General features: G+C 42.7%; 12 protein-coding genes and 12 tRNA genes. 23 read left to right on the top strand and 1 reads right to left on the bottom strand.

Going from position 1 to position 14,409, the window contains the following annotated elements:
- Window positions 1–4: 4 nt before the first annotated feature.
- The 19 genes from HMPREF0850_RS12535 (at window position 5) to HMPREF0850_RS12445 (ending at window position 8,442) form a co-directional block, all read left to right on the top strand.
- Window positions 5–77 (top strand) — tRNA-Val (locus HMPREF0850_RS12535).
- Between the two features lie 5 nt (window positions 78–82).
- Window positions 83–153, top strand: a tRNA-Gly gene (locus tag HMPREF0850_RS12530).
- Between the two features lie 34 nt (window positions 154–187).
- Window positions 188–261, top strand: a tRNA-Ile gene (locus HMPREF0850_RS12525).
- An 11-nt stretch (window positions 262–272) separates the two neighbouring features.
- A tRNA-Glu gene (locus HMPREF0850_RS12520) sits at window positions 273–344 on the top strand.
- 5 nt (window positions 345–349) lie between these two features.
- Window positions 350–439, top strand: a tRNA-Ser gene (locus HMPREF0850_RS12515).
- A 12-nt stretch (window positions 440–451) separates the two neighbouring features.
- A tRNA-Met gene (locus tag HMPREF0850_RS12510) sits at window positions 452–525 on the top strand.
- Window positions 526–528: 3 nt separating this feature from the next.
- Window positions 529–601: transfer RNA gene (locus HMPREF0850_RS12505), tRNA-Phe, on the top strand.
- Between the two features lie 17 nt (window positions 602–618).
- Window positions 619–699: transfer RNA gene (locus HMPREF0850_RS12500), tRNA-Tyr, on the top strand.
- Between the two features lie 5 nt (window positions 700–704).
- Window positions 705–775, top strand: a tRNA-Trp gene (locus HMPREF0850_RS12495).
- Window positions 776–789: 14 nt separating this feature from the next.
- Window positions 790–862: transfer RNA gene (locus tag HMPREF0850_RS12490), tRNA-His, on the top strand.
- Between the two features lie 13 nt (window positions 863–875).
- A tRNA-Gln gene (locus tag HMPREF0850_RS12485) sits at window positions 876–947 on the top strand.
- A gap of 9 nt (window positions 948–956) precedes the next feature.
- Window positions 957–1,040 (top strand) — tRNA-Leu (locus HMPREF0850_RS12480).
- Between the two features lie 255 nt (window positions 1,041–1,295).
- Window positions 1,296–2,573, top strand: a complete 1,278-nt coding sequence (locus HMPREF0850_RS12475) for a hypothetical protein (protein WP_000091643.1) — start codon at window positions 1,296–1,298, stop codon at window positions 2,571–2,573.
- A 74-nt stretch (window positions 2,574–2,647) separates the two neighbouring features.
- A complete protein-coding gene (thrC, locus tag HMPREF0850_RS12470; RefSeq protein WP_000177141.1) occupies window positions 2,648–4,132 on the top strand; it encodes a threonine synthase in 1,485 nt (494 codons plus the stop codon).
- Between the two features lie 60 nt (window positions 4,133–4,192).
- Window positions 4,193–5,473, top strand: a complete 1,281-nt coding sequence (locus tag HMPREF0850_RS12465; protein ID WP_000473979.1) for an MATE family efflux transporter — start codon at window positions 4,193–4,195, stop codon at window positions 5,471–5,473.
- Window positions 5,474–5,476: 3 nt separating this feature from the next.
- Complete coding sequence (locus HMPREF0850_RS12460) at window positions 5,477–6,100, top strand: HAD family hydrolase (RefSeq protein WP_001172846.1); 624 nt, start codon at window positions 5,477–5,479, stop codon at window positions 6,098–6,100.
- 161 nt (window positions 6,101–6,261) lie between these two features.
- Window positions 6,262–7,449: a LysM peptidoglycan-binding domain-containing protein gene (locus HMPREF0850_RS12455; protein ID WP_000745997.1), complete on the top strand. Its 1,188-nt coding sequence runs from the start codon at window positions 6,262–6,264 to the stop codon at window positions 7,447–7,449.
- Window positions 7,450–7,643: 194 nt separating this feature from the next.
- The gene (locus HMPREF0850_RS12450; RefSeq protein WP_000225768.1) at window positions 7,644–8,069 is read left to right on the top strand and encodes a MarR family winged helix-turn-helix transcriptional regulator; all 426 of its coding nucleotides are present in this window, start codon (window positions 7,644–7,646) and stop codon (window positions 8,067–8,069) included.
- Window positions 8,070–8,079: 10 nt separating this feature from the next.
- Entirely contained in the window at window positions 8,080–8,442 is a 363-nt protein-coding gene (locus tag HMPREF0850_RS12445; RefSeq protein ID WP_000021884.1) for a DUF1304 domain-containing protein, read from the top strand.
- A gap of 40 nt (window positions 8,443–8,482) precedes the next feature.
- Here HMPREF0850_RS12445 and HMPREF0850_RS12440 read toward each other — a convergent pair whose 3' ends face one another.
- Window positions 8,483–9,340 (bottom strand): DUF975 family protein, encoded by an 858-nt coding sequence (locus HMPREF0850_RS12440; protein ID WP_000876920.1) that lies wholly within the window; start codon window positions 9,338–9,340, stop codon window positions 8,483–8,485.
- Between the two features lie 116 nt (window positions 9,341–9,456).
- Here HMPREF0850_RS12440 and tgt point away from each other — a divergent pair, with 116 nt between their 5' ends.
- The 4 genes from tgt to HMPREF0850_RS12420 all read left to right on the top strand — a co-directional run bounded on the left by tgt (window position 9,457) and on the right by HMPREF0850_RS12420 (window position 14,354).
- A complete protein-coding gene (gene tgt / locus HMPREF0850_RS12435; RefSeq protein ID WP_001285249.1) occupies window positions 9,457–10,599 on the top strand; it encodes a tRNA guanosine(34) transglycosylase Tgt in 1,143 nt (380 codons plus the stop codon).
- A 131-nt stretch (window positions 10,600–10,730) separates the two neighbouring features.
- The gene (locus tag HMPREF0850_RS12430; RefSeq protein ID WP_001220878.1) at window positions 10,731–12,548 is read left to right on the top strand and encodes an acyltransferase family protein; all 1,818 of its coding nucleotides are present in this window, start codon (window positions 10,731–10,733) and stop codon (window positions 12,546–12,548) included.
- Between the two features lie 140 nt (window positions 12,549–12,688).
- A complete protein-coding gene (gene nagA, locus HMPREF0850_RS12425) occupies window positions 12,689–13,840 on the top strand; it encodes an N-acetylglucosamine-6-phosphate deacetylase (protein ID WP_001134435.1) in 1,152 nt (383 codons plus the stop codon).
- A 148-nt stretch (window positions 13,841–13,988) separates the two neighbouring features.
- A complete protein-coding gene (locus HMPREF0850_RS12420; protein ID WP_000286395.1) occupies window positions 13,989–14,354 on the top strand; it encodes a DUF1033 family protein in 366 nt (121 codons plus the stop codon).
- The last annotated feature ends 55 nt before the right edge of the window (window positions 14,355–14,409 follow it).

Genomic DNA, 14,409 nt, shown 5'->3' with positions numbered 1-14,409 from the left:
TCTAGGGAGTTTAGCTCAGCTGGGAGAGCATCTGCCTTACAAGCAGAGGGTCAGCGGTTCGATCCCGTTAACTCCCATTTTAGCGGGTGTAGTTTAGTGGTAAAACTACAGCCTTCCAAGCTGTTGTCGCGAGTTCGATTCTCGTCACCCGCTTTGAACTTTGTTCAAATTACCAAGTTTTTAACTTGGGCGCGTAGCTCAGGTGGTTAGAGCGCACGCCTGATAAGCGTGAGGTCGGTGGTTCGAGTCCACTCGTGCCCATTTATGAATATGGTCCGTTGGTCAAGGGGTTAAGACACCGCCTTTTCACGGCGGTAACACGGGTTCGAATCCCGTACGGACTATTTTTGGAGGATTACCCAAGTCTGGCTGAAGGGAACGGTCTTGAAAACCGTCAGGCGTGTAAAAGCGTGCGTGGGTTCGAATCCCACATCCTCCTTTTTATTATTAACGCGGGATGGAGCAGCTCGGTAGCTCGTCGGGCTCATAACCCGAAGGTCGTAGGTTCAAATCCTGCTCCCGCAATTTGGCTCGGTAGCTCAGTTGGTAGAGCAATGGATTGAAGCTCCATGTGTCGGCGGTTCGATTCCGTCTCGCGCCATATTTTATAGAAAATCTGGAAGGGTAGCGAAGAGGCTAAACGCGGCGGACTGTAAATCCGCTCCTTCGGGTTCGGGGGTTCGAATCCCTCCCCTTCCATAGATACGGGCATAGTTTAAAGGTAGAACTAAGGTCTCCAAAACCTTCAGTGTGGGTTCAATTCCTACTGCCCGTGTTAATAAGATGATGGCGGGTGTGGTGAAGTGGTTAACACACCAGATTGTGGCTCTGGCATGCGTGGGTTCGATCCCCATCACTCGCCTATTTTATATTATTGGGGTATAGCCAAGCGGTAAGGCAAGGGACTTTGACTCCCTCATGCGTTGGTTCGAATCCAGCTACCCCAGTTACTATTTGCCGGCGTGGCGGAATTGGCAGACGCGCTGGACTCAAAATCCAGTGTCCGCAAGGACGTGCCGGTTCGACCCCGGCCGCCGGTATAGTAATAAAGACAAGGTTTTAAGACCTTGTTTTTTATTATGTGATTATTAGTCCGTCTTGCTCTGTAAGGTGCGAGATAACTAAACCACCTTCATATATGGAGGTTATGATTTTCTACTAAATTCTATCTTTTGTTAAGTGTCATAAAGGCTCAATAATTATTTTTGAGCGTCATTCTAATCGTTTTTGAAAGGAATTTTGGTATAATATTACTTATTCACATTTTATTTTGATTATGAAAGTGTTGGTGTTTGATGTCTCGTTCGGTTGACTTGCTTAAGAAGCGCTACTTAGAAAATATAAAAGAGAACCCAGATTTATTTGTTGGGGTTGAGCTGGAGTACCCTGTTGTAAATTTAGAGGGCAAGGCTACGGATATTGAGGTTGTTAAGGAACTCTTTCGATATTTACCATCAATTTTGGGTTTTACTATCGAAAAAGTAGATGAGTTTGGAAATCCAATTCAGTTGCTAGATCCCGTAAGTCAGGATACTATCTTATTCGAAGTCTCCTATACAACTATAGAGTTTGCTTTTGGTAGGGCTAAATCTATCCAAGAGGTTGAAGAGCGTTTTAGAGACTACATGGATTTGATTCAAAAAAAATTGGGTGAAGCAAATCATGCCATTATTGGTTCTGGAATACATCCATACTGGGAGAAGAATGGAAATCAACCGGTTGCTTATGCACGCTATCAGATGTTAATGAACTATTTGAAGTTGAGCAGAACTGTTCTAGTGAAGGATTTACATGATTACCCGCAATATGGTGCTTTTATCTGTGGCAGTCAAGTTCAATTAGATGTTTCAAAGTCCAACTATCTGCGTGTTATCAATGCTTTTACTCAAATTGAAGCAGCTAAAGCTTATTTATTTGCAAATTCTGAGTTTTCAGGGGCGGATTGGGATACTAAAATTTCAAGGGATATTTTTTGGGAAGAGTCTATGCACGGGATTTATCCTGAAAATGTAGGCGTCAATGCCAGACTCTTTAAAGATGAGGATGATTTTTTTGATTATCTGGATCACTCTGCGATCTTTACTGCGGAACGTGATGGACAGACCTATTACTTTAATCCTATTCAGGCTAGAGATTATTTGACTACACCTGAAATCCAAGCATTTACCCTGAATGGGGATGAGGTATTGATCTATCCTCAGGAGCAGGACTTCCAAACACACCGTAGTTACCAGTACCAAGACCTAACAACACGAGGGACTGTTGAATTTCGTAGTGTTTGTACACAGCCGCTAGACCGCACCTTTGCTTCAGCAGCCTTTCATCTAGGTTTGTTGGTGAATCTAGACAAGCTTGAAACTTACCTAGAAACAGCACCTTTCTTTGAGAAATTGGGTCGTGACTACAAGTCATTGAGGAGACAATTTTCTAAGAAAATGCTCACAGATGAGGAAGAAACTGCGATTGTTGAGTTTTCAAAAGCCTTATTCCTTCTAGCTGAGGAAGGTCTGGAGAAGAGAGGCAAGCAAGAAATGACCTATTTACAGCCTTTGAAAGAAGAATTGGGTCTATAATTTCTCTTATAAAGGGAGAATTTTCTGAAAAATCATGATATAATGGAATAGACTATAGATAAAGGATAGAGATTATGACATTAGTTTATCAATCAACGCGTGATGCGAATAATACAGTAACTGCAAGTCAAGCTATTTTGCAAGGTTTGGCGACGGACGGTGGTCTCTTTACCCCGGTTACTTATCCAAAGGTCGATTTGGACTTTGACAAAATAAAAGATGCTTCTTACCAAGAAGTGGCTAAGTTAGTTTTGTCTGCTTTTTTGGATGACTTTACAGCAGAGGAGTTGGATTACTGTATCAACAATGCCTACGATAGCAAGTTTGATACTCCAGCTATTGCGCCTTTGGTGAAACTGGATGGGCAATACAATTTGGAACTGTTCCATGGTTCTACGATTGCCTTTAAGGATATGGCCTTGTCTATCTTGCCCTACTTTATGACGACTGCTGCTAAAAAGCATGGTTTGGAGAGCAAAATCGTCATTTTGACAGCCACATCTGGTGATACTGGAAAAGCTGCTATGGCGGGATTTGCGGATGTGCCTGGTACAGAGATTATCGTCTTTTATCCAAAGGATGGTGTCAGCAAGGTACAAGAGTTGCAAATGACTACTCAGACTGGCAACAATACTCATGTTATTGCTATTGATGGTAACTTTGATGATGCGCAAACAAATGTGAAACATATGTTCAACGATGTGGGACTTCGTGAAAAATTGGCTGCTAATAAGTTACAGTTTTCATCAGCTAACTCTATGAACATTGGTCGTTTGGTACCACAGATTGTTTATTATGTTTATGCCTACGCTCAGTTGGTCAAGTCTGGTGAGATTGTGGCTGGTGAAAAGGTCAACTTCACAGTACCAACTGGAAACTTCGGCAATATCTTGGCTGCCTTTTATGCTAAACAAATCGGCCTACCAGTTGGTAAATTGATCTGTGCTTCAAATGACAACAATGTCTTGACAGACTTCTTTAAAACACGTGTCTATGACAAGAAACGTGAGTTTAAGGTAACAACTAGCCCATCTATGGATATCTTGGTATCTTCAAACTTGGAGCGCTTGATTTTCCATCTTTTGGGGAATAATACGGTTAAGACAGCTGAACTCATGAATGCCTTGAGTACACAAGGACAATATGAATTGACAGACTTTGATGCAGCGATTCTGGAACTCTTTGCAGCTGAATATGCGACTGAGGAAGAAACTGCGGCAGAAATTAAACGTGTTTATGATACAGATGCCTATATCGAGGATCCACATACGGCGGTTGCCTCAGCTGTTTATAGAAAATACCAAGCGGCTACTGGCGATGCGACTAAGACAGTGATTGCTTCAACAGCTAGTCCTTACAAGTTCCCAGTGGTTGCCGTAGAGGCGGTAACAGGAAAAGCAGGCTTGACTGACTTTGAAGCCTTGGCTCAATTACATGACATTTCAGGAGTGGCAGTGCCACCAGCAGTGGATGGCCTTGAAACAGCTCCAGTTCGTCATAAAACAACAGTGGCAGCTGCTGACATGCAAGCAGCGGTTGAGGCTTATCTAGGACTTTAAGACAGAGGGCGTAAACTCGGTTGGGAAACCAACTGAGTTTCTTTTCATCAGGAGGAGAGATTGTTTAAGAAAAATAAAGACATTCTTAATATTGCATTGCCAGCTATGGGTGAAAACTTTTTGCAGATGCTCATGGGAATGGTGGACAGTTACTTGGTCGCTCACTTGGGCTTAATCGCTATTTCAGGTGTTTCAGTGGCTGGCAATATTATCACGATTTACCAGGCAATTTTTATTGCTCTGGGGGCTGCTATTTCTAGTGTTATTTCAAAAAGTTTGGGGCAGAAAGATCAGTCCAAGTTGGCTTATCACGTGACAGAGGCTCTCAAGATAACCCTATTGCTGAGTGCACTTTTAGGCGCTTTATCCATCTTTGCTGGGCAAGAGATGATAGGGCTCTTGGGAACTGAGCAGGCTGTGGCCGAGAGTGGTGGACTTTACCTATCTTTGGTAGGCGGATCAATTATTCTCTTGGGCTTGATGACGAGTCTGGGTGCCTTGATTCGTGCAACGCATAATCCGCGTCTGCCTCTCTATGTTAGTTTTTTATCCAATGCCTTGAATATTCTTTTTTCAAGTCTAGCTATTTTTGTCCTTGATATGGGCATAGCTGGTGTTGCTTGGGGGACCATCTTGTCTCGCTTAGTCGGTCTTGTGATTTTATGGTCGCAATTAAAGCTTCCTTATACGAAACCGACTTTTGGACTAGATAAAGACTTACTGACCTTGGCTTTACCAGCGGCAGGAGAGCGCCTCATGATGAGGGCTGGAGATGTAGTGATCATTGCCTTGGTCGTCTCTTTTGGGACGGAGGCAGTAGCGGGAAATGCAATCGGGGAGGTTTTGACCCAGTTTAACTATATGCCTGCCTTTGGCGTCGCTACGGCAACGGTCATGCTGGTGGCTCGAGCAGTTGGAGAGGATAATTGGAAAAGAGTAGATAATTTGAGCAAGCAAACCTTTTGGCTTTCTCTGCTTCTCATGCTGCCCTTAACTTTCAGTATCTATGCCTTAGGGATACCACTGACTCATCTCTATACGACCGATCCTGTAGCGGTCGAAGCGAGCGTTTTGGTGGCACTTTTCTCACTACTAGGGACTCCTATGGCGATAGGGACAGTCATCTATACGGCTATTTGGCAGGGCTTGGGGAATGCTCGTCTCCCCTTTTATGCGACAAGTATCGGGATGTGGTGTATCCGCATTGGGACAGCCTATCTGATGGGGATTGTTCTTGGGTGGGGTTTGCCTGGTATTTGGGCAGGAACCCTTTTGGATAATGGTTTTCGTTGGTTATTTCTACGATACCGTTATCAGCGTTGTATGAGTTTGAAAGGATAGGAAATGCAAAAAACAGCTTTTATTTGGGATTTAGATGGAACCTTATTGGACTCTTACGAAGCGATTTTGTCAGGGATTGAGGAAACCTTTGGTCAGCTTTCTATTCCTTATGATAAGGAGAAAGTGAGAGAGTTTATCCTCAAGTATTCGGTGCAGGATTTGCTGGAGCAGGTGGCAGAAGAGCGAAATTTGGATGCGGAAGTGCTCAATCAGGTGCGTGCCCAGAGTTTGGCTGAGAAGAATGCCCAGGTAGTTTTGATGCCAGGTGCGCGTGAAGTGTTGGCTTGGGCTGCTGAACAAGGCATTCAGCAGTTTGTTTATACCCATAAGGGAGACAATGCCTTTATCATTCTAAGCGACTTGGGTTTGGAATTTTATTTCACAGAAATTCTAACTAATCAGAGTGGTTTTGCGCGGAAACCAAGTCCAGAAGCGGCCACATATTTGCTAGACAAATATGAGTTGGATCCTAGGACTACCTATTATATAGGGGACCGGACTTTGGATGTGGAATTTGCCCAGAATAGCAGAATTCAAAACATTAACTTTTTAGAGTCATCTTATGAAGGGAATCAGAGGATTCAAGTACTAGCAGATATTCCTCGCATTTTTGAAGCTGGGGAATAAAAAAATGTGTCAGTTGCGTGACAGAGACCTAACAAACTATTTCAAGTAATCGAGTTTGTTACAAGGAATAGACAGTTCTGTTAAATAGGCCCGAGAGGGCTTTTTTTCTGCTTTTTTTGTGTTATGATAGACAGGTACTCATTTGAAAGGAATATGAACGAATGAAGAAAAGAATTATTTTAGCCTCAACTGTAGCCCTGTCTCTTGCTCCCGCATTAGGAGCTAAAGCTCAAGAAATCTCTTGGACTGCACGTAGTGTTGAGCAAATCCAAAACGATTTGACTAAAACGGACAACAAAACAAGCTATACAGTACAGTATGGTGATACCTTGAGCACCATTGCAGAAGCTTTGGGTGTAGATGTCACAGTTCTTGCTAATTTGAACAAAATCACCAATATGGACTTGATTTTCCCAGATACTGTCCTCACTACAACTGTCAATGAGGCAGAAGAGGTGACGGAAGTTGAAATCCAAGCTCCTCAAGCAGATGCTAGTGAAGAAGTGACGACTGCGACAGCTGATTTGACGACCAACCAAGTGACAGTAGATGAACAAACAGTTCAAGTAGAAGACCTTTCTCAACCAATTGAGGAAGTACCAAGTGCAGCAGAGACTGAAAAACCAACAGAAGTAGCGCCAAGTTCAGAAGTTTCTGAGATAGCGACAGTTGCTGAAGAGACACCATCTGCAGGAACATCTGTAGATGAAGAAACAGCTGAAACGACTCCAGCGGAAGCACCAGTAGCAGAAACAACTCGCCCAGTTGAAGAAGAAGCTCCTCAAGCAGCGACTCCAGCTACCGAAGAAACGGCAGCAACAACTCCAGCAGAAGCACCAGCAACTGAAATGCCTGCTGATACAACAGGAACAAGTGCAGCAGAAGAAACAACAAATTCTGATACTACAACTTTGACTTATCAAGCAGAGCAAAGCCAAACGGCTTCAAGAACTTATTCGGCTCCAGCTGCTCCTGATTATGCAGGACTTGCTGTAACCAAGTCTGAGAATGCTGGTCTACAACCACAAACTGCAGCCTTTAAAGAAGAAATTGCCAATTTGTTTGGAATTACATCCTTTAGCGGCTACCGTCCTGGTGACAGTGGAGACCATGGTAAAGGATTGGCCATCGACTTTATGGTCCCAGTGAGTTCAGCACTTGGAGATCAAATTGCAGAATATGCAGTCAAAAATATGGCTAGTCGTGGTATCAACTACATCATCTGGAAACAACGTTTCTACGCTCCATATGATAGTAAATATGGACCAGCCTACACTTGGAATCCAATGCCAGACCGTGGTAGTGTGACCGAAAACCACTATGACCACGTTCACGTTTCAATGAACTAATCATTAAAATGGAAGTTGGGAACTGATTTAGTTCCCGCTTTTTTTTGTGTGTGATCGTTTCAGAATAAAAAGAACAAATATGAGGAAACGACTAATATTTCAAGAGAATTGAAGCATATTACTTGATTTATTTTTTGGATTGCACTATACTTGATAAGTCAATTATTGATAAATCATATATATTGGAGGGAATGATGGTAGCAATCCAAGATTTACTGTATCAACTACGGTTGGCAGATCAGTCTATGACACAATTATTCGAACGCCAATTGGGGATTAGTCTGACTCGTTATCAAATCTTATGTTTCTTAATCGATCAGTCACCGTGTAATCAAATAGCAGTTCAGGAGAGATTGAAGATTGATCAGGCTGCCTTGACACGGCACTTTAAAATTTTGGAAAAGGAAGGTTTGGTTAATCGACGTCGGAATCCTGAAAACCAGAGGGAGGTTTTGGTGGAAGTGACAGACTTTGCGAGAGAACAACTAATAACCAACTCTCCCCAACACCATATAAACGTAAAGAGTCAGATGGAGAGTGTACTTACAAAAGGAGAGCGAGAAGAGTTCAGTCGCTTGTTAGAAAAGTTGATATCTGGCTTAGAAGAGATAGAAATTTAAGGAGAAGAATATGTCTATTTTTACAATTATTTTAGCAACTATCGTTGCCTTGGAGCATTTTTACATTTTTTATTTGGAAAGTGTGGCTACGCAATCAGACACTACTAGTCGCGTCTTTAATGTGGATAAGGAAGAACTGGCTCGTCTTTCGGTGAGTTCACTGTTTAAAAATCAAGGGATTTATAATGCTTTGATAGGGGCCTTTCTCTTGTACGGGATTTATTTCTCACAAAGTTTGGAAATTGTGAGCATCTTTGTTTTATTTGTGCTTGGTGCAGCGACCTACGGTTCTCTGACAGCAGACAATAAGATTATTCTGAAGCAAGGTGGGCCTGCTATTTTGACTCTGCTGAGTATGTTGCTTTTGAAATAAGAAAACCAGCGTCCTGAAAGATGCTGGTTTTTGTATGCTCTTATCCATTTCGACGTTTACGGGCTAGTAGGGCTCTGTAAAAGAAGATGTGATTGTTTTGGATATAGGGAAGGATTGAAAAACTAGCAATTCCAAAAGTAATCCAGTTGAGGAAGTACCAAGGGAGTAGTTGTAGGTCGAGGACAAAGCGCTGGAATTTGTAACCCTTCATCAAGAAACGGCTGGTTTTCAGGATTTGCCTTGGTTTAGCCTGTCCTAAATCCAGAGTGTCGCAGAGGAGGAATTCTACCTGCGAGTAGGCGTAATGTTGCGGAACGTAGAGGATGTTCCCTACAATCATCAAGATGAGACTCGCGAAAAAGTAGAGCCCAAAGGTCAGAAGGAACTGCTCTGTTTCAACGGATGAGAGGTCTAATTTTGGAAATTCAGGATGTAGGGCGACAAATCTCCGAGCTAAGAGATTGCTATAAAAGAGAAAATAAACGCCTACTAAGTTTGGAATGCTCCATAAAAAGAGGTAGAAACGTTTGAGGAGCAGGGTCAGGAAGGTTTGCGAGAAGCGCTCTTCAGCAAAGAGGGTCAGGCTTGATTTTACTGAGAGTTCCGTATCAGGATCCTTGAGGAGTCGGAGTGTCGCAAAGGCAGCACCTACTAGAAAAATCGTGCTCATAAAAGAAACCACTAGTGGGAAGAGATAGGCTTGGAGCACTTGCGCCAGCATACTGAAAAAGGATTGCTCTAAAACACTTTCTTGGAGACGAGCCAAGGGGTTGAGAAAGCCTGACAAGATGACTAGCACACTAGGGAGGAGATAAACCAGAAAGAGGCGGGGATTTTCAGCCTGAAATTGCCTAGTCTGCAGACGGATGGTTTTTAAATCAATTTTTGGGTATTTCATTCTTTCATTATACCATAGTTCGTGACAGTTCCTAGTTTTTTTGATAAAATCATACGGTATGCCCTTGGGCACAAAGTATGAACTGGGACTGTCTTTCCCAGCTTCGGAGGTAGAAAATGTCAGATTCACCAATCAAATACCGTTTGATTAAGAAGGAAAAACACACAGGAGCTCGTCTGGGAGAAATCATCACTCCTCACGGCACCTTCCCAACACCTATGTTTATGCCAGTTGGGACTCAAGCTACTGTAAAAACCCAGTCACCAGAAGAGTTGAAGGAGATGGGTTCGGGAATTATCCTCTCTAATACTTATCATCTGTGGCTTCGTCCAGGAGATGAACTCATCGCACGCGCAGGTGGTCTCCACAAATTTATGAACTGGGACCAGCCTATTTTGACAGATAGTGGTGGTTTTCAGGTTTATTCCCTAGCAGATAGCCGAAATATCACCGAAGAAGGGGTAACCTTTAAAAACCATCTCAATGGTTCCAAGATGTTCCTATCGCCAGAAAAGGCTATTTCTATTCAGAACAATCTGGGCTCAGACATCATGATGTCTTTTGATGAATGTCCTCAGTTTTACCAACCTTACGATTACGTTAAGAAATCAATCGAGCGTACTAGCCGTTGGGCGGAGCGTGGTTTGAAGGCTCACCGTCGCCCACAGGATCAAGGTTTGTTTGGGATTGTACAGGGGGCAGGATTTGAAGACCTTCGCCGTCAGTCAGCTCACGACCTTGTCAGCATGGATTTCCCAGGTTACTCTATCGGTGGTTTGGCAGTGGGAGAAACGCACGAAGAGATGAATGCTGTCTTGGACTTCACAACCCAACTTCTTCCTGAAAACAAACCTCGCTATTTGATGGGTGTGGGAGCGCCAGATAGCTTGATTGATGGAGTTATTCGTGGTGTGGATATGTTTGACTGTGTCTTACCGACTCGTATTGCTCGTAACGGAACTTGTATGACCAGCCAAGGTCGTTTGGTTGTCAAGAATGCTCAGTTTGCTGAGGATTTTACGCCACTGGATCCTGAGTGTGATTGCTATACATGTAAGAACTATACACGCGCTTACCTTCGCCACCTGCTCAAGGCTGACGAAACCTTCGGTATCCGCTTGACTAGCTACCACAATCTCTACTTCTTGCTCAACCTGATGAAGCAGGTCCGTCAAGCCATCATGGATGACAATCTCTTGGAATTCCGTGAGTATTTTGTGGAAAAATATGGCTACAACAAGTCAGGACGCAATTTTTAAAGTGTAAAATTAGAATGCCAAAATCCTAAGTTTTCTCTTAGGATTTTTCTTCTTTTTTTGATAAAATAAGGTGTATTATGGAATAAAAATTAGATGTTTTTAAGATCTAATTGAGTGGGGAATAAACTCGTATGCGTATTAAATGGTTTTCCTTGATTAGGATTACAGGTTTACTTTTGGTGCTCTTGTACCACTTCTTTCAAACAATCTTTCCTGGAGGCTTCTTTGGGGTAGATGTCTTTTTCACTTTTTCAGGATTTTTGATCACTGCCCTCCTTTTAGAAGAATTTGGGAAAAAACGCCAGATTGATTTGCTGGGCTTTTTTAAGAGACGGTTTTACCGCATCGTGCCACCTGTGGTGCTGATGGTTTTGGTGACCATGCCTTTTACTTTTTTGGTTCGTCAAGACTATGTTGCTGGAATTGGTGGCCAGATAGCTGGAGTTTTTGGTTTTATGACCAACTTCTATGAGATGTTAACAGGGGGAAGTTACGAATCCCAGTTCATTCCGCATCTCTTTGTTCATAACTGGAGTCTAGCTGTTGAGGTTCACTACTATATCCTTTGGGGCTTAGCGGTTTGGTTTTTATCGAAACGTTCAAAATCTAGTAGTCAATTGAGAGGGATGGTCTTTCTCCTTTCTGCGGGAGCTTTCATCATTAGCTTTTTCTCCATGTTTATTGGTAGTCTAATGGCTAGTTCCTATTCATCTGTCTACTTTTCAAGTTTGACCCATGTCTATCCCTTCTTTTTAGGAAGCATTTTGGCGACAGTTGTGGGGGTTCGTCAGACGAGCGATTTAGTCAAGCAGTTTGATCGGACGTGGGATCTTCGTCAAAATCTACTGGTGTTCGCTGCAGGTCTCTTAGTATTGTTGCTCCTGACTTTCTTTGTCAAGTTCACCTACCTGTTTGCGTACTTATTTGGCTTCTTGCTGGCAAGTTTAGTGGCCGTGATTATGATTTTTGCTGCGCGTGTCTTACATGAGAAAACGCCTGAGATACAAGAACCTCGGATAATCACCTTTCTAGCGGATACCAGCTACGCGGTTTATCTCTTCCACTGGCCTTTTTATATTATTTTTTCTCAGTTGATGAGCAATCTACCTGCTGTTATTCTGACAATCATCTTTTCTTATTTCTTTGCTATCTTATCCTTCTATATTATTGAGCCGTTGATTGCTGGTAAGACCAATCCTTTAATACGGAAGATTAGTCAATTACCTCATATTAAACCAATTAGTGCTAGTGGTGTTGGCATTCTTACCTTGATTACCTTGATTATCATAACTGTGGCTCCCCAAGTTGGAGCTTTTGAGACAGACTTGATGGTCAATGGTTTCAAACAAGCCCAGACCAATATAGGACAAACAAAGACTCTTGCTGAACAAGCTGAAGTCAGTCGCCTAGGAATTTCGGAGGGAACAAGCCTAATAGGAGATTCGGTAGCCTTGCGTGCCAATACAGCCTTGCAAGAGGCGCTTCCTGAAGCAAATATCAATGCCCAAGTTAGTCGAACGACGAAGCAAGCCAATGATATCATGCTCAATAACAGCCAGAACAAGGTACTTCTAAAAACAGTTGTCATTGCAACGGGTGTAAACGGACCAGAGAGTTATAAAGATGACTTAGATACGATAGTTAAAAATCTTCCCAAAGGCCACCATCTGATTCTTGTAACTCCTTATGAAGGTGACAAGAGCAAGGAGACTTACAAATCAGTTGAGCAGTATGCGACTTATGCGAGAGAATTAGCTGAAAAGACTCCTTACGTGAGCATCGCAGACTGGAATAAGGTTGCTAAGGAGCACCCTGAAATCTGGGCTGGAACCGACCAAGTCCACTTTGGAAATGATAGCAACATGATTGAAGAAGGTGCTAAACTTTACGCAGAGACGATTGCAGCTGCTGTTAAGGCTGCTCAAGAACTGCCTGTGAAATCAAAATAAGATCAAAGAGTTGGAGAAATCCAGCTCTTTTAAAATATCTCCAGAAAATAGGTCTATACCATTTACAAATGAAAAAGAAAGGTTTATAATGTAATTGACATAATAAATTCTAGAATCAATCTATCAAGGAGGTTATCATTATGCCTAATTATATTAAAGCGGATCAGTTTTTCTACCCACACGGAGTTCGTCGTGGCGGTTACTTGGAACTTGTGGATGGCAAGTTTGGAAAGCATGTAGAACAGATTCTTGAAGGAGCTGAGGTGATTGACTATACCGGTTATAGCATTGCCCCAGGACTTGTGGATACCCACATTCATGGTTTCGGCGGTGTGGATGTCATGGACAATAACATCGAGGGAACACTTCATACCATGAGTGAAGGGCTACTTAGCACGGGTGTTACCAGCTTCTTGCCAACGACGTTGACTTCCTCTTACGAGCAGTTGCTTGCGGTAACTGAAAATATCGGTGCTCGTTACCAGGAAGCAAGTGGAGCCAAGATTCGTGGAATCTATTTTGAAGGTCCGTATTTCACAGAGAAATACAAGGGAGCTCAAAACCCTGCCTATATGAAAGACCCTCGTATGGATGAGTTTCGTGCTTGGCAAAAAGCAGCCAATGGCTTGCTCAATAAAATCGCCCTTGCGCCAGAGCGTGAAGGTGTAGAAGACTTTGTTCGTACGATTACGGGTGAAGGAGTGACTGTTGCTCTTGGACACTCCAATGCGACTTTTGATGAAGCTAAAAAAGCAGTCGATGCTGGAGCGAGCGTTTGGGTACATGCCTACAATGGGATGCGTGGGTTGACTCACCGTGAGCTCGGTATGGTGGGAGCCATGTATGAATTGCCACATACTTACGCAGAGTTGATCTGTGACGGTCATCACGTGGATCCAAAAGCCTGTGACATTTTGCTCAAACAAAAAGGAACTGAAAATATCGCCCTTATCACAGACTGTATGACAGCTGGTGGCTTGGAAGATGGAGACTACATGTTGGGAGAATTCCCAGTAGTTGTTGCCAATGGAACTGCACGCCTCAAATCGACAGGCAATTTGGCAGGTTCTATCCTCAAACTCAAAGATGGTTTGAAGAATGTAGTCGAATGGGGAATTGCGAATCCGCATGAAGCAGTCATGATGGCCAGTCTCAACCCAGCAAAATCTGTTCACATCGATGATGTCTGTGGTCAAATCCGTGAAGGTTACGATGCTGACTTTATCGTACTAGATAAAGATTTGGAATTGGTAGCAACCTACCTAGATGGTATGAAACGTTATCAAGCATAGTAAAAAGCAGAGGCTGTGATGACTCAGCCTTTGCTTTTCTATTCAGAGGTATCTTCAGAAAGCTAGAGACTTGTTCTATAATGAAGCAAAATCCTTTCATTGTTCTAGAAAATTCGTTATAATATACGGTACAAAGGAAGTAGTGAAAATGTATCGTGTTATAGAAATGTATGGGGACTTTGAACCGTGGTGGTTCATAGAAGGTTGGGAAGAAGATGTCATCATGAGTCAATCTTTTGACAAGTATTATGATGCTCTAAAATATTATAAGTTATGCTGGTTTGAGCTGGAAAAGAAGAATCCTCTTTATAAGAGTCGGAGCGATTTGATGACTATTTTTTGGGATCCTGAAGACCAGCGATGGTGTGACGAGTGTGACGAGTATTTGCAGCAATATCACTCCCTCCTCCTTCTCGAAGACGAAGGCATCATACCCGATGAAAAACTACGTCCAGGTTATGAAAAACAAACAGGTCAAGAAAAACATCGTTCTTGCCGCATGAAATGGAGATAAAAAAGTAACTTTTTTAGTTGCTTTTTTTATTTTTTTACGAATAGTTAGATAAGGA

Source organism: Streptococcus sp. M143, assembly GCF_000162495.1.
Taxonomy (GTDB): Bacteria; Bacillota; Bacilli; order Lactobacillales; family Streptococcaceae; genus Streptococcus; species Streptococcus dentisani.
This window is presented reverse-complemented; position numbering and strand designations above follow the sequence as displayed.